General features: G+C 53.5%; 1 protein-coding gene. It reads right to left on the bottom strand.

The window, feature by feature from the left end; translation table 11 throughout:
• Positions 1-13 precede the first annotated feature (13 nt).
• Complete coding sequence (locus tag ICL55_RS03110; protein ID WP_188094576.1) at positions 14-24,763, bottom strand: DUF8202 domain-containing protein; 24,750 nt, start codon at positions 24,761-24,763, stop codon at positions 14-16.
• Between the last annotated feature and the right edge of the window lie 19 nt (positions 24,764-24,782).

Here is a 24,782-nt window from a genome sequence, read left to right as displayed (position 1 = left end):
TAATTGTTATCTCTTACCGTAAAATTGTTATCCAGCCTTTATACTTCTTGATACCATCCGGCTTCCTTACTTCCAGGATATAGTAGTAGGTTGCTTCGTTCAGGTTAGAACCGTTCCAGTCGTTGCGGTAATCTTTGGATTGATATACCATACTTCCCCAACGGTTGTAGATGTAAATAGCTGATCCCGGGTATTTCTCCAGTCCTCCGATGATGAATCTTTCGTTTTTACCATCACCGTTCGGCGTGATCACGTTCGGGAAGGACAGGTCGGAACCTTCTATCGCCACACTGGACACTCCCTTGTTGTTGGTGCTGTCGGCGTCCGGCATGTTGGTGCTGTAGGCGGTTGCTTCGTTGATGAGCTGTCCGCCTTCAATTACGCGGGTGGTCAGCGTCATTTGTACGGAGGCGCCTACTGCGAGGTCACCGATGTTCCATTCTACCAGTTTCGTTGCCGGTGATACCACTACTTCCCCTCTTTCCGCGGAAGTGTTGGTAGGCACGTCCAGTTGTACCGGCAGACGGTCTTCTGCTCTCACGTTGGTCACTGGTATGTTACCGGCGTTCCTGACGGTGATGCGGTAAGTGAGGTTCTGGCCCATGCGGTAAGGTCCTGTTGCCGGGGCAACGATCTCTTTGGTCACGATCAGGTCACCGGCCATTTTATCGGTATCGGTGATGGTGACAGTGGCTTCCTTCGCAGCACCTGTGGTGAAGGTGTAGCTGTTGGATGTTCCGCCGGTGAGCATGAATATCACGGTTTCAGGTGTCTCTACTTCATTGTCGTTCAGCACATTCACGGGAACGGTTACACTTGTTGCACCTGCCGGGATGGTGATCTTACCGGTAATCGCGGTGTAGTCAGCATCCGGTGTAGCGCTGCCGCTGATCATGTATTGTATGGTGATCGGGTCTGCGGTACGTTTGCCGCTGGCCAGGCTGATGGTGAACTCTCCGTTCACGCCTGGTTCCACTGCATCCGGTTTGCTGGCGGTCACGATCAGGCTCAGATCTGTATTGTCATCATCGGCGATGTTGACTGTTGCCGTTTTGTTAGCCCCTGCCGGGAAGTTGATGTTACCAGATTTACCATTGGTGATGGTGAGTACCACGTTTTCTACCGGTTCTATCAGGTCATCATCGGATACGATCACTGGTACGGTTACACTGGTTTTACCTGCAAGGATGGTGGCGGTGCCGGTGAGGGCTGTATAGTCGCTGCCTGCGGTAGCGCTACCTGCCACGGTATAGTATACGGTGACGTCTGCCGTTGGTATTTTACCGCTGGCGATGCTGATGGTGAATTCACCCGGGGTAGACGGTTCTGCCGCATTAGGCTTGCTGGCTGTTACTTCCAGGTCCAGGTTGGTGTTGTCATCATCTGCGATGGTCACGGTGGCCACGTTAGTAGCGCCTGGTTTGAAGACGAGGCTGCCTGCTGTGCCGCCGGTGCCGGTGATGACTACGGTTTCATCTCCTTCAATCAGCTGGTCGTCGATAACAGCAACCGGTATGGTGGCTCCGTCCTGACCTGCGGTGATCACTACTGTGCCGGTGAGGGCGGTGTAGTCTCCACCAGCGGTAGCAGTGCCTGCTACGGTGTAGGTGGCGGTGATGTCCATGGCAGCAGTCACACCTGCCGGGAGGCTGATTTTAAAGCTGCCGTTGGTAGACGGTTCAGCGCCATCCGCTTCTCTGGTCACATTCAGCACCAGGTTAGCATCGATGGTTTCATCATCGAGGATGTTCACCGTAGCGCTGCCTGCGGCAGTGAGCGTGAAGTGTGCTGAGGTAGCGCTGGTCTGTGTCAGTATCACCCGCTCGGTACCTTCTATTATTTTATCATCTTTTACATTGACGATGATATTGACACTGTCTTTACCTGCCGGAATGATAACGGAACCGGTAAGTGCGTCGTAATCTGCGTTAGCGGTAGCCTCACCTGCTACGGTATAGTTTACCGTGATATCTTCCGAAGAAGTAACGCCTTTCGGCAGCTTGATGGTGAAGAAGCCGTTAGTGGACGGTTCTGCTGCATCTTCGCCTTTGGTAACGGTCAGCACCAGTTTGGCCGGCGTGGTGGTTTCATCATCCGTGATATTGACGGTGGCGGCGCCATTACCGGTGAAGGTGAAGTGGTCTGAAGTGCCCCCGTTGAGGGTAACGTCCACCGTTTCTGTCACCTCGATGATCTGGTCGTCTATCACTATCACGGGAACGACTACCTCGTTTTTACCTGCCGGGATGAAGGCGGTACCGGTGAGGGCGGTGTAGTCTGCGCCGGCGGTAGCGGTACCTGCTATGGTGTAGTTCACCGTGATCCCTTCTGATGAAGTGATGTTGGCAGGCAGGCTTATTTTAAAGCCACCGTTGGTAGACGGTTCTGCCCCATCGGTATCTTTGGTGATGCTCAGTACCATGCTGGCAGGCGTGATGCTTTCATCGTCCGCGATGTCCACGGTAGCGCTGCCGTTGCCGGTGTACGTCAGTCTGGCGGAGGTGCCGCCGTTCAGTGTCATGATCACGTTTTCTGTTTGCTCAATCACCAGGTCATTCACTACGGTAACCGGTACGTCTACGCCCGTGCTGCCCTGAGGAATGATGACTGTTCCGGTGATGGCCACATAGTCATCGCCACTGGTGGCGGTACCGCTGATGGTGTAGTTCACTTTGATGTCTTCGGAGGCACGGATGCCGTTCGGGAGACTCACCGTGAAGGCGCCATTGGTACCTGGTTCTGCGGCATCTGCTTTCTTCACGATGTTCAGCGTGCGGTTGGCCGGCGTGTCTTCATCGTCTATGATGTTCACCGTTGCACTGTTGCTGCCGGTAAAGACGAAGCTGGTGCTGGTACCACCGGTGAGGGTCATTACCACGGTCTCGGTGCCTTCCAGGAACTGGTCGTCCAGCACTGGTACTGCAACGGTCACTTTGTCCACTTCGGCAGGGATGATCACCGTGCCGGTGAGGGCGGTGTAGTCTGCGCCGGCGGTAGCGGTGCCGCTGATGGTATAGCTCACGGTGATGGCTTCGGAGGAAGCGATACCGTTTGGCAGGCTGATGGTGAATTCACCTGGTGTCAGCGGTTCTGCGCCATCTTTGGTAGCAGTCACGGTCAGTACACGGTTAGTGGCGATGTCGTCATCATCCATAATATTCACCGTGGCACTGTTGTTACCGGTGAAGGTAAAGTGGGCAGAAGAGCCGCCAGCCAGTGTCATGTCCACTGTTTCTGTTTTTTCTATCAGTTTATCGTCCAGTACCGGTACCATTACGTTCACGCTGTCCTGACCGATCGGGATGATGGCTGTGCCGCCCAGTGCGGAGTAGTCTTTACCAGGGGTGGCGCTGCCGCCGATGGTATAATTCACGGTCACGGCTTCGGACACGGTGATGCCTTTAGGCAGATGTATCGTGAACATACCCGGAGTGGACGGTTCTGCGCCGTCGTTGGCTTTCGTCACTGTCAGCACGCGGTTGGCGGCTATGTCGTCGTCATCAGCAATATTCACGGTAGCGTTGTTGTTACCGGTGAAGGTGAAGGTGCCGGATGCACCGCCGTTCAGCGTCAGGACCACGGTTTCTGTCTGTTCTATTATTTTATCGTCGATCACTGTCACGGGTACGATTACACTACCTGGCTGATTGGCCGGTATGGTGATCACGCCGGTGATGGCTTTGTAATCAACATCTGCGGTAGCGGAACCGGTGATGGTGTAGTTCACGGTGATCGGTTCAGCAGAAGTGATATTGGCCGGGAGGCTGATTTTGAAGCCGCCGTGGGTACCTGGTTCTGCTGCGTCATTATTATTGGTCACCGTCAATACCCGGTTAGCGGTGGTGGCGTCGTCGTCCGCGATATCCACCGTAGCGTTGCCGTTGGTGGTGCTGGCGGTGTAGGTGAAGCTGGTAGAGCTGCCGCCGGTCAGTGTCAGGGTCACGTTTTCCGTGCCTTCAATGATCTGATCATCGGTGACGGTTACCGGTACTACCACGCTGCCGGTTGATCCTTTCGGAATGATCACGCTGCCGGTGAGGTTAGCGTAGTCAGTACCATTTTGGGCGCTGCCAGTGATATTGTAATTCACCGTGATATCTTCTGCTGCGGTGATACCGACAGGCAGACTGATGGTGAATTCGCCCGGAGTGCCTGGTTCTGCGGCGTCAGCTGTTTTTCTGACAGACAGTACGCGGTTGGCCGGGTTGTCGTCGTCATCAGCGATGGTCACCGTAGCATTGCCGTTGGTCGCGCTGGCGGTGAAGCTGAAGCTGGCTGAGTTGCCACCGGTCAGGTCCATGATCACGTCTTCTGTTTTCTCAATGATCTGATCGTTGATCACATTCACCGGAACGAACACGGTGTCTTTTCCTGCCGGGATGACTATCGTACCGCTGAGGGCATCATAGTCGGTGCCGGCGATAGCGGTAGATGCCGCTGCGATGGTATAGTTGACGGTAATATCTTCGGCCGAGGTTACTCCCTTAGGCAGGCTGATAGCGAAGCTGCCATTGGTGGACGGCTCTGCTGCATTGCCATGGTTCGTTACGCTCAGCACCCGGTTAGCGGCGATGTCGTCATCGTCTGCGATGTTTACGCTGTCGCTTCCCTTGGTGCTGCTTGCCACGAGCGTAAAGCTGGTGGAAGTAGCCCCTGTGGCCGTCAATATTACTTTTTCTGTTTTTTCGATGATCTTATCGTCGATGATGTTTACCACTACCGGTGCGCTGCCTGGTGTTCCTTTAGGGATGACCACACTGCCGCTCAGGGCTGTATAGTCGACACCTGCTGTGGCAGTGCCACCGACGGTATAGTGTACGGTGATGTCTTCTGAAGCGGTGTAACCAGTAGGCAGACTTACGGTGAAGGAGCCGTTGGTAGCCGGTTCTGCGCCGTCAACCGGGTCTCTCACGATAATGATCAGGTTTGCTGCCACATTATCATCGTCTGCTATGTTCACGGTAGCCTTGCCGTTGGTAGTGCTGGCCGTGTAGCTGAAGTTGGTGCTGGTACCGCCGGTCAGGGTCATCTCCACGGCTTCGGTGGTTTCAATGATCTTATCATCGATGACTGGCACGGATACCGTTACCTTGTCGCCACCGGCAGGGATGATGGCGGTGCCGGTCAGGGCGGTGTAGTCATCCCCTGCTGTGGCGCTGCCTGTGATATTATAGTGTACGGTGATGGCTTCAGATGCTTTGATATTGGCCGGCAGGCTGATGGTGAATTCGCCATTGGTGCCTGGTTCTGCCGCATCGGCGGTTTTCGTCACCGACAGTACACGGCTGCCCGGTGTGTTATCATCGTCTGCGATATTCACGGTGGCCATGCTATTGCCGGTGTATACGGAGCTGGCAGAGCTGCCGCCGTTGAGGGTCATTTCCACGGTTTCAGTGATTTCCAACAGTTGGTCATCTATCACCGGTACCACGACGGTAACATTCGGTGTATTGGCAGGGATCACGGCGGTGGTGCCCAGGGCTGTATAGTCGTCACCAGGTGTGGCGCTGCCAGCTACGCTGAAGTTCACCGTGATAGGTTCAGAAGCGGTGTAACCTGCAGGCAGACTGATAAGGAATGCGCCGTTCACGTTCGGCTCTGCTCCGTCGCCGGCTTTTGTCACTGTCAACACAAGGTTGGCTGCAACATTATCATCATCAGCGATGTTCACGGTGGCGTTGCTGTTACCAGTGAAGGTAAAGCTGTTGGAGGTGCCGCCTGCGAGGGTGGCGATCACAGTTTCTGTTGGCTCGATGATCTTATCATCTGCTACAGCCACTACAATGTCCACGCTGTCTGTACCTGCCGGGATGATCACTTTTCCGCTTAAGGCGGCGTAGTCAGCGCCTGCGGTAGCGGTAGAGGTACCCGCGATGGTGTAGTTCACCGTGATAGGCTCTGAAGCGGTGATGCCGGTTGGCAGACCCACTCTGAAGGCGCCGTTGGTAGCCGGTTCTGCGCCGTCTGCATGTTTCACGATACCCAGTACCAGGTTGGCCGGATCAGCACTTTCGTCGTCGGCGATATTCACTTTAGCACTACCCTCGGTACTGCTGGCCACCAGGCTGAAGTTAGCGCTGGTGCCACCTGTTAAGGTAACGATCACATCTTCTGTTGGCTCAATGATCTTGTCGTTCTTCACGATTACATCCAGGTCTACAGATCCGGGCATACCGGCAGGCAGCAGGATGGTGCCGCTCAATGTATTGTAGTCGTCACCTGCGGTAGCGCTGCCACTGATGTTGTAGTGTACGGTGATCGGTTCTGCTATGGTATATCCTGTAGGCAGACTGATGGTAAAGGCCCCATTCGTACCCGGTTCTGCTGCGTCAGCTTTCTTCTTAATGCTCAGCACCAGTGCTGTGGCGTCGTCGTCTACGATATCCAGGGACGCGATGCCGCTGGTAGCGCCAGGCGTGAAGAGGAAGCTGGTGCTTTTGCCGTCGATGAGGGTCAGCTCTACGTTTTCGGTGTTTTCGATGATCTTATCATCGGCGACGGTCACATCTACTGTCACACCATCGGCGTTGGCCGGGATGATGGTGGTGCCGGCGAGGGCCGCATAGTCATCGCCATTCGTTGCGCTGCCCGCAATGCTATAACGCACGGTGATAGCTTCTGACGTGGTATATCCTGCAGGCAGACTGATACGGAATGCGCCGTTGGTGGCTGGTTCCGCGCCGTCGGACACCCTGGTCACAGACAGTACCAGGTTGCCCGGCGCACTGTCGTTATCGGTGATGTTCACGGTAGCGGTACCCTTGGTGGGGCTGGCGGTGTATGGCGCAGCGCCGGTGCCGCCGGAGATAGTCAGGTCCACGTTCTCTGTAGGCTCGATGATCTTATCGTCCTTCACGTTAACCGCTACATATACTCCTTCGTCGCCCACTCCTATGATCGCCGTTTTGGTAAGGGCGGTGTAGTCGTCATCCGCAGTAGCGGTGCCAGCTACGGTGTAGGTCACTGTCACCGGCACTGCCGCGGTGTAACCGGCAGGCAGGCTGATGTAGAATCGGCCGTTAGTGCCTGGTTCTGCGGCATCACCCGCGTTGATAACACTCAGTACCCGGTTGGCCGGGATGTCGTCATCGTCCGCAATGTCCACGGTGGCTTTGAAATCTGTCGGGCTCACGGTGAAAGTAAAGTCCGGAGATTTACCACCGGTAAGGGTGAGGTCCACGGTTTCCAGGCCTTCTATGATCTTATCAGGCAACACGGTAACGGGGACGTCTACACTATTTGCATAGGCAGGTATCGTCACGGTACCGGTGAGCGTTGCGTAATCTTTTCCATTTTCAGCACTTCCCGCTATGGTATAAGTCACGGTGATGGGCTTAGATGAATTGATATTCGCAGGCAGGCTGATGGTGAAGGCGCCATTGGTACCTGGTTCTGCGGCATCCGTTTTCTTTTTGATGCTCAGTACCTGGTTGGCCGCGATATTGTCGTCATCGGCGATGTTGACAGTAGCGATGTTATTACCCGGTGCCGGAGTAAAGGCCCAGTTGCTGATAGCGCTGGTGCCACCGGTCAGGGTCATCTCCACGGTCTCTGTGCCTTCTATGGTGAAGTCATTTTTCACCGGTACGGCTACGGTTACGCTACCGGTCCCTCCCTTAGGTATCGTCACGGTACCTGTCAGGGCTGTATAGTCGTCATCAGCAGTGGCGGAGCCAGCGATGGTGTAAGTAACGTTGATGTCTTCCGATGCGGTGTAACCGGCAGGCAGACTGATGGTAAACTCACCAGGAGTGCCCGGTTCAGCGCCATCGGCTGTTTTCTTCACAGACAGTACGCGGTTGGCCGCGGTATTGTCATCATCGGCGATGTTCACAGTGGCGTTGTTGCCAGCCGGATCTGCCGTATAGTCGAAGCCGTTACCATCTTTACCACCGGAGAGCGTCAATATAGCGTCTTCTGTAGGCTCGATGATCTTATCATCCGTCACTACCAACGGAATGGTAAAGCTGTTGGTATTGGCCGGCATGGTGACGGTGCTGATGGTATAATCCGCATTGCTGGCAGCGCCACTCATTGTATAGTTCAGCGTGATCGGCGCTGCGGAGGTATAAGTACCCGGCAGGCTGACAGTGTAAGAACCATTGGTGGCCGGTTCTGCGGCGTCTTCATTTTTCACCACTTTCAGTACCCGGTTGGCCGCAACAGCAGCGTCATCATCCGCGATAGTCAGGGTAATCTCGTTCTTAGCCGGGTCTGGCGGGAAGATATAAGCATTGGTTCCATCACTGGCACTACCCGACAGGAGGGTAATGGTCACCGTTTCATTCAGCTCAATGATCTTGTCGTCCAGCACTTTGAGTGTGAGCGGTACAGATGGCGTACCGGCTGGTATAGTGATATCGCCCAGTGCTTCATAGTCTACACCGGAACTAGCGGTACCGGATATTTTGTATCCAACCGTCACAGGCCATGCAGACGTAGTGCCACCTGCCAGCTGTACGGTAAAGGTGCCGTTAGTAGCTGGTTCGGCAGCGTTGGTGCCGGCGATGATCTGTATCGGCGTGCTGGAGGCCGCGTCGGCATCGATGATGTTCACGACCGCTCCGTTGCCGGATGGATCTATGGTAAATGGTAAGCTTCCTGCGTTAGCGCTGGTAAGTGTCAGTATCACGGTTTCCGGTCCTTCCACTTTCGAGTCAGCCAGTGCATCTACATCGATGAATACCTCATTGGCGCCTGCTGGTATTACGATCTTACCGGCGGTGAGATTCAGTAAATTATAATCAGGGCCGCGGTCAGCTGTTCCGGCAACAGAGAAATCAATCACCACATCTTCTGAGCTGGTCACATTCGGCGCCAGGGAAACCTTGTACTGGCCTTTGGTGCTACCTTCTATTGCGTCGGACACTTTCGTGAGCAACACTACCTTGCTGTTATTGGCGTAGTCATCATCCGCGATGTTCACGGTAGCAGTACCTGCGCCGGCAGCTATGGTATAGGTGTATTTAGTGTCACTACCACCGGTGATCGCCAGGTCTACCGTCTCTGTCGGTTCCATGATCTTATCATCTTTCACGTTCACAGGAACGATAACACTGGGTTGATTGGCCGGGATGGTGATGGTGCCCAGGGCCTGATAATCTACACCGGAAGTGGCCGTGCCGGTCACGTTGTAAGTCACGGTGATATCTCTGGCAGAAGTATAACCTGTAGGCAGGCTTACCTCAAAGCTACCATGGGTGGCCGGTTCTGCGGCATCTGCTTTTTTGATGACAGTCAGCACCTGGTTGGCGGCGATGTTGTCATCGTCATCTATCGTTACCAGGGCGTTGCCGTTGGTAGTGCTGGCGGTGTAAGCAAAGTTGGTGCTGGTACCGCCGGCAATGGCAAGTGTAACATCTTCCTGGCCTTCAATGATCTTGTCGTCAATCACATTCACGTCAACGGTTACACTGGTCTGACCGATAGGAATGATCGCCGTACCTGTCAGTACATCATAGTCTTTGCCACCGGTGGCTGATCCGCCAATGGTATAAGTAACGGTGATGGCTTCTGACGGCTTGATAGTGCCTGGCAGGCTGATTTTAAATCCGCCGTTGGTGCCTGGCTCTGCGGCATTGCCATTATTGGTAACGCTCAGTACGCGGTTGGCCGCGGTATTGTCATCATCGAGGATATTGACGGTAGCAGTACCATTGGTGGTGCTGGCAGTATAAGCCTTGCCCCCGCCGGTGCCGCCGGTAATGGTCATATCCACGGTTTCGGTCAGTTCCAGCAGATCATCATTTATCACAGCTACCGGTACGATCACAAAAGGCTGGCCGGCCGGGATGGTAGCGGTACCACCTAATGTGGCGTAGTCTGTACCACCGATCGCTGTTCCCGCGATGCTATAGTTCACAGTAACAGGCTGGGTGGAAGTTACCCCGGCAGGCAGACTGATTTTAAATCCACCGTTAGTGGAAGGTTCTGCCGCATCACTGTCTTTAGTGACACTCAGTACACGGTTGGCCGCATCGTCGTCATCATCAGCAATATCAGCGGAAGCGCTGCCATTGGTTGGGCTGACAGTGAAGACAAAGCTGGTGCTCTTACCATCGGTAAGGGTGAGGGTCACATTTTCTGTACCTTCTATGATCTTGTCGTCCTGGATAGCTACCGGAATCAGCACGTTGTTCTCTCCTTTTGGCAGCAACACAGTACCGGTGAGTGTCGTATAGTCGGTACCGTTAACAGCGGTACCAGTGACAGCATAGTGGATGGTCACATCCTCTGATGTTTTAATGATACCAGGCAGACTCACCTTGAAGCTACCATCGGTAGCAGGTTCTGCGAGGTCAGACACTTTGGTGATGCTCAGCACACGGTTGGCGGCTGAATTATCATCATCATCGATATTGACAACAGCGCTGGCATTGGTGGTGCTGATGGTATAGCCTGTATTGCTCACGCCTGTCAGCGTAGCAACGACGTTTTCCGTGTTTTCAATGAGCTGGTCATCGATCGGGTTCACAAATACGTCGAGGCCTTCTGTATAGGCCGGGATCACCGCCGTACCGCTCAGGGTCGCGTAATCCACCCCAGGTGTTGCGGAACCAGCGATGCTATATGTCACCGTAATAGGTACGGCAGCTGAATAGCCGGCTGGCAGTCCGATGGAATAAGCCCCGCTGGTAGCCGGTTCTGCGGCATCCATTCTGGGTTTGATGCTGATCACACGGAACGCGTCATCGTTGTCCAGGATATTTCCGGTGGCTGTGGTGGCCGCAGGGTCCGGCGTAAATGTAAAGTCAGTGGAGGAAGCGTCCGTAATGGTGATCACGACGTTTTCTGTACCCTCTATGATTTTATCATCTACGATATTACCCACGATGGAGGTTGAAACAGTGGCCCCTGGTGACAGGATGGCTGTTCCGTCGAAGTGGTTCGCAGTGATACCGTTATAGTCAGTACCCAAAATAGCGGAACCGGTTACGGTATAATTAATTTTTATCGGTTGAGAAATGTCAGCCCCTGAAGCAAGGGAGAAATCGAACCTGATAGAGGTGCCGCCTTCAGCCCCATCGCGGGTGGCCACGACTTTCACGACGCGGTTGGCCGGTGTATTGTCGTCGTCCGCAATGTTCACGGTGGCCGTGGTAGCCCCCGGAGCGGCGGTATAAGGAGCGCCTCCGCCAGTTCCACCGGTAATGGTCATCACCACTGTTTCTGTCAGTTCGATGATGTTATCATTCGCTACTGTGACAGGCACCACAACAAAGGGTTGATTTGCAGGTATGACAGCGGTGCCGGTTAATGCAGTATAGTCTGCGCCTGCGGTAGCTGTTCCCCCAATGCTATAGTTCACGGTAATCGGCCGGGTAGAGGTTACCCCTGCAGGCAGGCTGATTTTAAATTCGCCATTGGTAGCCGGTTCTGCTGCGTCGCCATTGTTCGTAACGCTCAGTACCCGGTTAGCAGCATTATCATCGTCATCGGCGATATTAGCTGTAGCGGTGGTTTGAGAAGGATTAAGTGTATAAGCAAAGTTAGCAGAGCTGCCACCGGTGAGTGTCAACACCACATCTTCTGTACCTTCTATCAGCAGGTCGTTGGTCACCACTACAGGGACCGTAACATTGTCTTTTCCTTTGGGGATAGTTGCAATACCAGTCAACGTAGTGTAGTCTGTGCCGTTAGTAGCCGTTCCTGCTATCGTATAGGTCACCTTGATGTCTTCTGAAGGAATAACGCCTGAAGGCAGACTGATCGTAAACAGCGCATTGGTGGCTGGTTCTGCACCATCATTGGTTTTGGTGATGCTCAGTACGCGATTGGCCGGTGTGTTGTCATCGTCCAGAATGTTTACAGTCGCATTACCGTTGGTCGGGCTTGCCGTAAAGGCGAAGCTGCTGCTGCTACCACCGGTAATCGTCAGCGTCACGTCTTCGGTCAGCTCCATCAGCTGGTCGTTGATCACGGTTACGGGAACGGTGACACTGTTGTCACCCGCGAGGATGATCGCGGTGCCGGTGAGCGTCGCATAGTCGGTGCCGTTAATGGCCGTGCCAGTGATGGCGTAGTTCACCGTGATAGGCTCTACAGCGGTGATGTTATCGGCGGCGGTAGCGCCTTTAGGCAGACTGATCGTGAACTTACTGTTGGTAGCAGGTTCAGACGCGTCTCCCCCATCGTTGACGATGCTCAACACACGATTGGCTGGTGTGTTATCATCATCCGTGATGTCAGCAGTGGCGCTGGCCTCTGTGCTGCTGACAGTGAAAGTAAAGCTGTTGCTGGTACCGCCAGTCACCGTTGCAATGACATTCTCAGTCTTCTCGATGATCTTGTCATCAATAACGGTGATTGGCAGGGTGATGCTGTTCTGTCCTGCAGGCAGCAACACCGTTGTTCCCAGGGCGGCGTAATCTACGCCGCTGGTAGCGGTACCGGAGGATGTATAGGTTATGGTTACGGGTTCAGAAGATTTGATCGTACCAGGGAGGCTGATAGTAAACAGCCCGTTGGTAGCCGGTTCTGCGGCATCAGTTGTTTTTTTGATGCTCAGTACACGGTTAGCGGCAGTATTATCATCATCAGCAATGTTCACGGTAGCGGTACCGTTGGTGGTGCTGGCTGTGAAGGTGAAACTGCTGCTGGTACCGCCGATGAGCTTAACGTCTACGGTTTCCAGGTTTTCAATCAGGTCGTCATTGATCACGCTAACGGGCAGGGCTACACTAGGCTGGTTGGCCGGGAAGAGCACCGTACCGGTGAGGGTGTTGTAATCAGACCCACCTATGGCTGTACCGCTGACAGAATAGCTGACGGTGATAGGTTCGGTAGACTTGACATTAGCTGGCAGGCTGATGATAAAGCCGCCATTGGTGGCCGGTTCGGCGGCATCGTTCGCCTTGGCAATGCTCAGTACGAGATTAGCCGGCGTATTTTCATCGTCGATGATGTTCACGGTGGCAGTGATAGCACCGGCGCGTGGTGTCAGCGTGAAGTGAGCAGAGCTACCACCTGTGATGGAGGCAATCACCGTCTCTGGTTTTTCCAGCAGCTGGTCATCGTTCACCTGTACCAACACGGTGGCGCCAGGCTGACCGGCCGGAATCAATACTGAACCGCTGAGCGGAATATAGTCTGCGCCAGGGGTAGCATCGCCGGCCACGGCATAGTTCACGGTGATGTCTTCAGATGAAGTAACGTTTGGCGGCAGGCTAACATAGAAGGAACCATTGGTGTTGGGTTCTCTCGCATCGGCCACCCACACAATGCCTGCGGTTGTCTTAGCCGGGTCGTTGGCGTCATTGTCTTCAATGTTCACCGTAGCGGCAGACTGTGTGCTGCTGATAATATAGGCGTTACCACTGGTAACACCGCTGGCGGCGTTCAGGGTAACGGTCACGTCTTCTGTCAATTCCAGGATGTTGTCATCGGTCACGACTACGTTGAGCGGCGCGCTGTTGCTGCCAGCCGGGAAGGTCATGGTGCCGGTCAACGTCGTGTAATCGACGCCGTTAGCCGCGCTACCGGTCACGGTATAGTTCACGGTGATGTCTTCTGTTGCGGTAACGGTACCAGGCAGACTAACATTGAAAGAGCCGTTCTGTGCACCTTCTTTGCCATCCTGACCTTTGGTGATAGCCAGTACGCCGGTGGCGGTTGTTACACCCCCAAAAGTGGAGAAGTTCTGAATACCGCTGAATTCCACGTATTCCACGCCGTCCTGTTGGCCGGTAGCGGAAGGTGTCAGTTCATTGATATTGGCGAGTGCTGAAGGCGTCAGGTCCGCCAGCGTAGCGGCGATATCACCGGTATGTTTGAACCATGCCCAACGTTGTGCGCCGGTTACACCGCGCGTGCCGGAGAGCATGTTCTGTGCATTGGTTTTTTCGGCCGGGTTCCAGAACAGGCGGAGGGTAACACCACCGTTCTGTGTCAGGTCAGCACCGGTATAGCTGATCTGTACCAGTCTGCGCATCAGCTGCGTACCATAGTCGGTGCCGCTGTTTTTGCCCAGTGCCGCGTTCATATCTCTGTTTACATCTACCAGGGCCGACAGCTTGGTGACGTCCATGGTATTACCGTTCAGGGTAATAGAAGCGATGTATTTGTTGGCATCGGAAGGATCGATGAAATACAGCGTGCCTTTGTCGATACAGGTAGATGCCACTGTTCTCACCGTTGCATCCGGTACCAGGTTAGCCGTACGTTGCAGGTGGCTGGTCACCAGGGTGAACACCACGCCGTCTTTCAGGGTGCTGATGTTGTCGAAGCTCACGACACCGCCGTTGAAGCTGGTAGCCGGAATTTCGCTGACAGTGCCGGTGGCGAAGTTGCCGTCGCCGTCTTCATCCACCAGGATGGTGAAGTCAGTAGCAGCAGTGCCTTTCACGGTGATGCCGTTCAGATTGAACTGCAGGCTGAGTGGCTGGCTGCTGATATCGTAGTTGGTGAACTGTGTTTTCCATTCCTGTGTGAGACGTTCAGGGATACAGCTGCCTACGGGCAGGTCTGTACCGGCTACGGTCAGGGCATTGCTGTTGCTGCCCAGCATCAGGTAGCTCTTATCGGCGCCGAAAGTATTACCGTTATCGGCGTTGGTAGCGGCGATGGTGCGCATACCAATCGTCAGGATAGAACCCGGGTGGATGCTGTGGGACTGCTTCTGTGCCAGCGCCTCACGGTCATCGCGACCAATACCGAAGATATTTGTTTTATAAGCGTTGTTAGCGGTGGCGTTCCAGATCACGGAGCCATCTGTGGCCAGATAGTTCTGTGCGGTGCTCTGGTCAAGCGTGATACCATATTTCACCCCGAGGTAAGATTCCACCTGTTGGGCTTCAGTAGCCGTGAGGGCCGTCTTGTATACGATCACCTCAGGGATTTTACCGTTGAAGATGCGGTTATCATACGCTGTGTTGTCGGTGGTACGACCGCCTATTTCAAAGAAAGAGCCTCCTGCCTGCGTTGCGCAGTTATTGCCGAGCGTACCTTTTTTGCCATTCAGCCAGGTATTTCCATTCAGTCCGTTGTTGGCACTTACATACTCACCACGTACCACATTGGGCCCTAAGTAAGGAGGGTAAGACGGTGCCACCAGGCATCCGCCGCCATCCAGCGCATAGTTAATGCCGCTGGTATACAACAGTCCTCTGCCGGCATTCGCTGATGCCGACCATTCGCCATTGGTAGCGAAAATACCTCCCAGGCCATTGACTACCGGACCTTCCGGTGAACTCACAGAGAAGATGGACATATTGGGGGTAGAGTTCCAGCTGATACCGGCATTACCTTTCAGGGATTTGCCTATGGCGCCGGAGAAGTCTACCGTTGGGTTAAAGTTGATACCATTAGGTACATTAATGATGTCCGCTGAAGCGGCAATAGGATCTGTATGGGCTACAGGTGCAGCACGCAGTTCCGTTACCATAGAGCCGGCCTGGTTGATCCACTGTTCTACCTGATTGTTGGCATTCACCAGCAGGTCTGCATCTGCTTTCACCCACAGCATTTCGTTGGCCACACCACCCGGTGCTGTTACGAAGCTGGCGAAAGTAAAGTATTGACCGTTAGTCAGATCGAGGTTGGTCGCATAGCTGGCCACACCATTTACGTCTGTGGCAGACAGTTGAATAAACTGATCAGTACCGTCGAAAGTAGCATCATTGCTGACTACCAGGTAAGGGGTAGTCGCTATTTTCGGCAGCTGATCTCTCCGCACAGCGATATTAACGGTACCTACGGTACCGGATTCCTGTACCTTCCAGATTCTTGTCATACGGTTGGTAACAGCCGGATTACCGGTGATAGCGGTGGTGAAAGTGGTGGCAGCGCCATCATCTCCCCATACCATATATGATTTATCTGCGGAGAAGGTATTGGTATTGCTCAGGTTATCGGCTGCGATAGCACCGAGGCCCACTATGGGCTGTAAGCCGGTGTTGATGTTCTGGCTTTGTTTCTGTGTCAGGCCTTCCACATCATCACGACCGATACCGGTGATGTTATTTTTATAAGTGGCGTTGGCGGTGGCATCCCATACTTTGGTAGTGCCATCGGTAGCCAGATAGTCGACCGGCGTGGTCTGGTCCATCGTATAGCCGTACTTGATAGCCAGGTACGTAGATACGCGTTGCAGTTCATTGGTACTTAACGCGGTCGGATATACGATCACCTCACCGATGTTGCCTTTCCAGGACTGTGCGATGTCCCAGGGTGGGCTACCAATTTGAGCACCGCCGGTAGTGGTGTTCCAGGCCTTGGCCAGCGGTCCGCCTAACTTCTGCATCTTGCCGTACAGGGTAGCGTTGCCGCCATTACCGGCCCATACGCCCACCATTTCATTAAATACATTAGGTTGCCAGTAGCCGGCAGCGCTGGTCACGTCATTAGCCCAACCCACAAAATCAGCTGTACCGTTACCGCCTATGGCTGCGAGGCCTACACCTTGACTGGTAGTGTTGCCACCATATCCGATGATATAACCGTTGCCAGTGAGCGTAGACAAACTACCCGCGCCGAAGAATGTTCTGGCGCTGGTGCCCATCGGCAGTTTGTTGATATCGAGGTTCAGGAAATCTGCCCCATCGAATTTCACGACAGGGTTAAAGTTGGCATTGGTCGTTGCATTCCTCATGTACAGCGGCTGGTTCACAGCGGTAGCTTGTGTACCGTTGTTCAGGTCTGAAGCGTAGTCTGTCCAGCCGTTGATAGCGCTATTGTCTGTCGTGCTGGAAGTACCTGCGTCTGCACGCAGCCACAGGGAAGTGCCCACTACCCCACCCGGCGTTTTGATAGAGGCGCCATAGGTGAAGTATTGGCCGTTGGCCAGGTCCACATTGGCGGCGTAGTGTTTCACGCCGTTGAGTGTCATGGCGGTTACCGGAATGAACTGGTCCGTTCCGTCGAAAGTAGCGTCGTTGCTGACGATGAGGTAAGTCTGCGCCGCGTTGGGCAGTGCGTCGTAGGGCACCGCCACCTGTACCGTACCGACAGTGCCGGATTTCTGTACTTTCCAGACCCTGGCCATGCGGTAGTTGGCCACAGGGTGACCTGTCAGCGCGGTTTTAAAGAGACCGCTGCCGGCGTTGTCGCCCCATACCATATATGATTTATCAGCCGTGAATGCATTGGCATTGCTGTTGTTTGTTTCTGAGAGACTATTCAGACCGATCGCCAGCTGCATACCGCTCATGGTATTGCGGGATTGTTTCTGGTTCAGGTCTTCCGCGTCGTCACGACCGATACCGGTAATATAATTACCGTAACCGGTGTTGGTGGCAGCATTCCATACGGTGCTGCCGTCGGTGGCCAGGTAGTTGGTAGCGCCGTTGTTTAGCGTGATACCATATTTAATGGCCATGTAGCTGTTCACCTTCTGCTCTTCCACCGGAGTGAGCGCGTTGGTATACACGATTACATCGCCCATACGGCCGTTATAGGAACTGGTATTCCAACCTAACTGGAATGGTTTACCTCCGCCGGTTATGACATCCGTCTTATTACCAGCGGCCACATTGACACCATTCTTGTAGATGAATTGTTTGTTGGCAGCAAGACTCAAATTGCTGGTCGCTGTCCAGAGAATTACCTGATTGGTGATATCTCCTACATTATAGGTAAGACGGTTGTTGAGGAAAGGAGCATCCCAGTACACGACATTATCACTCCAGGTGGCGTGTAAGGTAAACTGGTTCGTTCCTGCAACAGGAGCAGGTTCTGTAAAGATAACTGTCTGATTGGCACTTGCCTGGCTTCCGGCATAGAAAGCATAAGCTGCATTGTAGGTACCGGTCTTCAGGAAAGAGTTGCCTGTCATGGCATGCGGCGCACCATTAAACCTTACCACGGGGTTAAAGTTCAGGTTGTTGGCAGCATTGTCCATGTAGATCGGCTGATTGGCAGCTGTAGCCTGTGCTACGTTGTTGCCATTGGAGCTATAGTCGTTCCAGCTGCTGATCGGCGTATTGTCAGCAGTTGCAGAAGTAGCGATATCTGCGCGCAACCATAACATATTGCTGCTGGCCACGCCGCCCGGGTATTTCACTGTTGCGCCGAAAGTAAAGTAGATACCATTAGGCAGCTGGCTGCTGCTGAGGGTAATGGTTTTATCTGCATTCAGCGGCAGTTCCTGGGTGACCGTCGCAAAAGTAGGATCAGTACTGATCAGCATATATACTTTCGTGCCGGTGGCATTGGCTTTCAGGGTAATATTCTGATCGGTCCAGTTGGTTTTGCCTACTTTCCATACGCGGGGCAGTCGGCGGGTGGCGTTGGTGCCGCTTACGATAGTGGTGTAAGAAGTCGCCGACTGGCCGTTATCGCCAAATACAAAGAAGGATTTATCGTTGGTAATCGTATTGCTGTTCTGTTCGTTGGTCAGCGGAATATTGCTGCCCAGTGAGAGGGTCACGTACCCTGTGTCCACGCTGAGGGACTGTTTGGTATTCAGCGCAGTAGCATCATCTCTACCGATACCGGTGATACGTGCTTTATAGATGGCATCGGCAGTCCAGTATTTGGAGCCGTCGGTAGCCAGGTAGTCCGTAGCGCCTTCGTTCATGGTGATACCATATTTCAGGCTCAGGTAAGATTCTACTGACTGACGTTCTGCGTCGGACAATATACGGTTGTAGGCCACCACTTCACCCATGCCGCCCATCCAGAAAAGTCCCCTGCCCGCGATGGAGCGGGAACCGATGGACACCAGGTTCTGTGTGAGCGGTGTTAGGTTGATCGTTCCCTGGTTGTCGAGCTTATAGTTTCCGAACATGCGGATACCATTGGGCGTATTGCTGGCCTGGGTAACGCTGAAAATATAGGGTTTATTAGCCTGGAAAGTGGCAAGGCCACCTACAGCCACTACTGCTGCTGCGTTTTCGAGGAATTGCTGCTGTCCTGAATTGACCATCCTGAATTCCATACCATGCGCTGCGCTTTCAGCGCCGCTGCCCACCAGTTCTCTCACAGTGGAGAAACCGGAGCCGCTGGCCACTGCAAAGATAGTGGCGGTTGACGGGTCTATACGGGTAGTGTTAATATCAAGGTAATCATCCGTACCATCGAATACGAGGCCATAGTTGAAGTTGAAGGCTTTCGCGTCCGTGATAGGCTGGCTGCCGACTACAGCTTGTACAGCGTCGTTACCTTTGCTGCTGTAATCGGTCCAGTTGCTGCCACCGGACATGCCGTCATCTGCACGCAGCCAGAAGGTAACGCCGTTGGTAACGCCATTGGGCCCGGTAACATTTCTCGCAAAAGTAAAGTAAGCGCCATCGGCCAACTGGCTGCTGTTAAGGGTAACAGTGCCATCGGCATTCAGCGGATAGGCAACGTCGCCTGCGCCGAAAGTATTGTCGGCACTTACCAACAGGTAAGTTCTTGCATTACCGCCGGCCACTTTGAGCGTAATATTCTGATCTGCCCAGTTAGTCTTCTGTGCTTTGAAGATACGGGTCATGCGGCTATTGACGGTGTTGAGACCGGTCACCGGTGTCAGGTAGGTCGTGGCCGCGCCATCATCTCCAAAAGTGAAGAAAGAGAGATCGTTGGTGATAGTGGTGGCATTGGCTTTGTTGGAAGCAGCAATAGCCGCACCCGCGGAGATGGTGATGATACCGGTATCTGCCGCAATAGATTGTTTCTGCAACAGCATGCCTTTGTCGTCACGACCGATACCAATGATATGTTTGGCGTAAGCGCCACCGGTAGCGGCTTTCCACATAGTGGTAGTACCGTCGCTGGCGAGGTAATCCATCGGTGTACCGATGCCCAATGTGAGGCCATAACGCAGCGCCATATAGGATTGGACCTGCTGGCGTTCTACGGTGGTCAGCTTGCGGGAATACAAGATGACCTCAGGGATGTCACCATTGTGTACAGCATTGTGACCGGCGCCGATATAATCCTTATTGTTAGCCGGAGAAAGGAAATTCACGGCATTGGGATTGACAGTCAGCAATACTTTGCCGTCCACACCGGCTGCCCAGTCGTTGGGAGCGCTCCAGATGTTGAGCATATGCGCATTGCGTACGCTGACACCGGCAGGGTACGGGAAGTTCATGCGACCGGTGTTGGTACCGAAATAAGTAAATTGATTGTTGTTGGTATAATTATAGAACGCTGCACCGCCTGCATAGGTACCACCAAATTCAAAAGGATACATGGCATTACCGGTGTTGTCAACGTTGGATGTTTGTATAGAGAATACTTCACCAGCGGTAAAGGTATTGGCGATCTCTGGCTGTAAAATGAAATAACTACCGCCAGTGCCAGTGCCAACGAAGCTGATACCCGGGTTAAAGTTAAAGGATGCAGCCTTCCATGGGAGGGCCACTCCATTAAAGACTGTCCATGTACGGCCGGAAGCGCTCATCTCTTTCCATTGGGAAGCGTTGCCGCCACTTATCACTACCCCGCTATCCGCTCTCGCCCATACTTCCAGGCCGCCGGCTACGCCAGCCGGACCTGCCTGCGCATTGGCAAAAGTAAAGAAGGCGCCGTCAGGCAGCAGATCGCTGCCCAGGGTAAGCTGACCGTTAGCATCCAGTGCATATACTTTATCACCGGCACCAAAGGTTTCATCATTGCTCACCAACAGGTAATTGGTATTGTTACCACCGGTCAATCCCAGTCTGATGGAACTGGTCGCCCAGTTGGTACGATCTATTTTATAGATACGGCCCATGCGCGCGGTGACATTCCCCAGACCTGTAACGCCCTGGCTGTAGGTAGCCGGCTGGCCGTTATCGCTGAAAGTAAAGAAGGAAAGGTCGTTGGCCACATCGGTGGTATTCTCCGAGTTGGCAGCTGCCAGCGCGGTACCGATACTGATGGTCACGTTGGCGCCATCGAGTTGCGACAGACTTTGTTTCTGCAGCAGTGTACCATTGTCATCCCTGCCGATACCGGTGATACGTTCACCGTAACCGGTATTTTTAGTAGCGGTCCACATTTTAGTGGTACCGTCGCTGGCGAGGTAGTCCGTCGTGGCGCCAGCGGCAGTTTTCAGGGTGAGCGCGTATTTCAGTGCGAGGTAGCTGTTTACCTGTGAACGCTCTGTAGCGTTCAGCTGCCTGTTATAAAGGATCACCTCAGCCATGCGACCATTAAATATGGAACCATGTCCTGCGCCGATAGCGGAGTTCAGCGCGGCCCCTCTGCTGAAAGAAACAGGGAAGGTTGTACTGCTGCCGATGGTTTTGCCATCAAAGTTCAATGCCCAGTTGCCGGGAGCGCTCCAATTATTTAATATATGTGCCTTTTGTATATTGAGACTTCCGAACGAATACCCGGGCCTTGCATTGGTACCAAAGTGCGTATATACATAACCGTTATACGGGTAGTGTTGTGCTGTCAGTGCGGACGCGTCTCCTCCAAATTCAAACGGGAACGAAGGCGCAGTAGCAGTAGCCGGCGTATTGGAATACTGTACGGAGAATATTTCACCCGCCGTGAAGCTCTCTGTGAATTTCGGTACTGTGAAAAAGTTATCACCCAGGAAGTTAACGGCAGGGTTGTAGTTAATAGCGTTCTTCGCCCAGCCCACGGATGTGGTGGTGTTAAGCGGCCACTCTCTCTGCACTGCCTGGTCCTGCCATTTGAGGATGTTACCATCCGCCACGGTAGTGCCGGCATCTGCTTTCACCCATGCTTGCAGGTTATTGGCCACGCCGCCCGGATACCGTTGTTGCTGGCCGAAAGTAAAGTAAGCGCCGTTGGCCAGGTCAGCGGCTGACAGTGTAACCGTTCCCGTGCCATTCAGTTTCAGTTCTTTGGTTACGGTGCCGAAAGCAGCATCAGTGCTGATGAGCAGGTAGTTGTTGCCTGCGCCACCGGCCAGTTGCAGCGTGATCTGCTGGCTGTTGTCCCACGAAGCTGTTTTCTGTACCCGCCACACGCGGCCCATGCGCTGATTGGCATTAGCGCTGGTGACAGCCGTGAAATAACCGGTTGTCCCACCATTGTCGCTGAAAGCGAAGAAGGCCTTGTCCTGCGTGAAGTTAGTGGCATTCGCCGCATTGGAGGCAGCGATCGCACTACCCAGCGCGATCGTGACGATACCACTATCCTGGCTGAGGGATTGTTTCTGGCTCAGCATAGCGCAATCCTCGCGGCCGATACCGGTGATGCGTTTGCCATAACCGGCATTAGCGGCGGCCGTCCATATTTGTACGGTACCGTCGCTGTTAATATAATCTGTAGCGCCGTTGTTGAGCGTGATGCCGTATTTGAGCGCCATGTAAGATTCTATCCGCTGCATTTCGGCAGGCGTCAGGTCACGGTTGTAGATGAATACTTCCGGGATAAATATTTTTGAGTATTCAGCATAAGCGTTGCCGCCTACGTCCAGCGTCCATCCGGTAGCGCTGGAGGTAGGGCCGTTTTTCCGCAGTACGCCGTTGCTTTTAAATTCATAGGCGCCGCTGGCTGCTCTTTCAAAAGAGTAAAGTTTACCTTTTGCCGTAACAGCGTTACCCTGATCGATCCAACCTTCCACATACGCGCGGTTTTCCAGCCCGGCATGCCACCCCATCAATTCATTGCTGGTGGAGCTGGTGAATACGCGGCCCGTCTGGCTACCTTCCAGCAGGCCCATGCCCATGATAGAATAAGCCCCGGCAACACTTGCCGCGGCAGGTACCACGTGGGCATCGTTGCCATCATAATAAATAGCCGGATTGAAGTTGACCATACCAGTGGTATTGTCCGGATCACCGACCACCGTCATATGGTTGGCGTTACCGGAAATATCGCCCCAGTTCACGCCATTCACCGCCTGGTCTGCCCGGTACCATGCTACTACGCCGTTGCTCACACAGGCAGGACCTTTGGCCGCCATCGAAATGCTATTGCCAAATTCGGAAGTACCGCAGGTATTAGCGGGGATGCGCAGCGTGGCGGTCCAGAAACCGAGGCCGGTAACACCCGGACCAGCATTATAGGTGATGGTTTGTGTAGAGGTGCCGGCAGAAAGCCCGGTTAAGGACGTAACATAATATTGCCCGCTCGTTTTGTTCGTAGCGGGATCATTGGCATAAATGTCGACGGTGTATTGTGCGCCGGCCGTTATATTGGGAATGGTGAGCTGTAATTGATACTGCCCTCCTCCCATCGGCGTGGACGACACCAGTACCGGCGTCTTGCCTGCCGCAAAGGTATAGTTACAGTTACCGCCCGCTAAGGAAATGCCTGCGAGCATATTATTATATATGGAGTTGTTGGTGATGATCACCTTGGTGGGCGTTACGGTTATGATGCCCGCACCGCCGTTGTCATGTACCACACAACCATCTATCTGCGAATCGGTGACGCCGGCGGCGGCGCCATAAAACCAAATCCCGTGATTGGTACTATTCACGACCGTGTCCCCTTTCAGGTCTACGTCGGTAACGGCATTTGCGCCGTTGATGACGATACCGGAGCGTCCCTGGTCATAAAAAGCAGAGTTGATGATGTCTACATTATTTCTCGGAGCATCGTTGTAAAACTCAATACCGTCCGTGTTCTTTGTAAATTTAGAATTGGTCAGCTGGAAATTGGTCGCTGCACCTGTAACATTAATACCATCTGCATCAAACTCGTTAAAGGTCACGTTGTCGATCGTGACGCCGGTAGCAGCTCCGGTAAAGTAAATACCTGCATCACTATCATCTGTAGTGCCCAGCTTGTCTCCGTTCAGTACTGAATTGGTACAGGTAAAGCCATTGACCGTGGTACTAAACAGGATGTGACTTCCGGCGTAGATCCCGGGTATCCGGTTTTCTATGACGGCTTTATTAATCGTGATATTGCTGGCCGCTCCGTTGAACCAGATGGACCAGAGATCAACTTCATTAATATTAATGGTATCGAGTGTAATATTCGTAGCTGTATTAACGAAGCGGAAAGCATAGTCGCCATCGTCATCGGCGCCAATCACGTCCAGATCTACCGTGGTGCGGTTGATGTCAAAATTCGTGGCGATGAAATCACAGTAGATACCCTGTGATATGCCGCTCCATAAACTATCAATGGTGACATTCCGGAACAACACATTGTTCGCCGTTTCCACCGCACCGCCGGTATTATTCAGTACCACCGCATTCTGGAAACCGCTGATATTACTATTGGTGAGCGTAAACCCATTCACGCCTGCGTCGCGGAATACGATGCCTTCTCCCCCGCGCGTATTGTTGGCCGTGCTGAGCTGAATATTGTCCATGATCAGATCGGTCTGCGTACCGCCGGTAAAATAAAAGGCCCGCCCGATATGTGGCGGGAGGGTGGAAGCACCGGCAGGCTCTACGTCGGTGGAAGTGATATTTCTCACCGTCAGCTTATTGGAAGCACCCTGTACCCGCATAAACGAGTTCAGGTTGTTACCTACCGTACTGAAAGAGCGTATATTCTCAATCGTTATCCCGGTTGTATTAGGGAAGATGTCCACATTGATGTCCCCGTTGTTCTGCACCGTGAAATTCCGGATAGTGACGCTGTCCGCATTGATCACAAAAGGATTAATGACGGGATTGACGCCTGTGGAATACAAGGTGATCCTGTTCTGCCCGTCGATCGTCAGTTTCTTCACCGTAATGGTAGGCAGCGACGTGGCCAGTGTAATCTGGCCGTGCACATTGAACACGATATCGTGCGGGCCTGCGCCCGCTGCGTTCGCATCCAGAATAGCCTGTCTGAATGAGCCGGGCCCAACATCGTTCGTATTGGTGACGGGGAAAGTGCCGGCAGTAGCGGCAACGGTCGTCATCATGCCAAACAGCGCCAGTAACAGCCGCTTGCAGCTTTTGCTGAAAAACCTTGATTCGGGAGTCATAACATTATTTAAGAGGGAC

Origin of the sequence: Chitinophaga varians, from assembly GCF_014529945.1 — a bacterium.
In the GTDB taxonomy this organism is placed as follows: domain Bacteria; phylum Bacteroidota; class Bacteroidia; order Chitinophagales; family Chitinophagaceae; genus Chitinophaga; species Chitinophaga varians.
The sequence above is the reverse complement of the archived record's forward strand: the minus strand, read 5'-3'. Positions and strand labels throughout refer to the sequence as shown.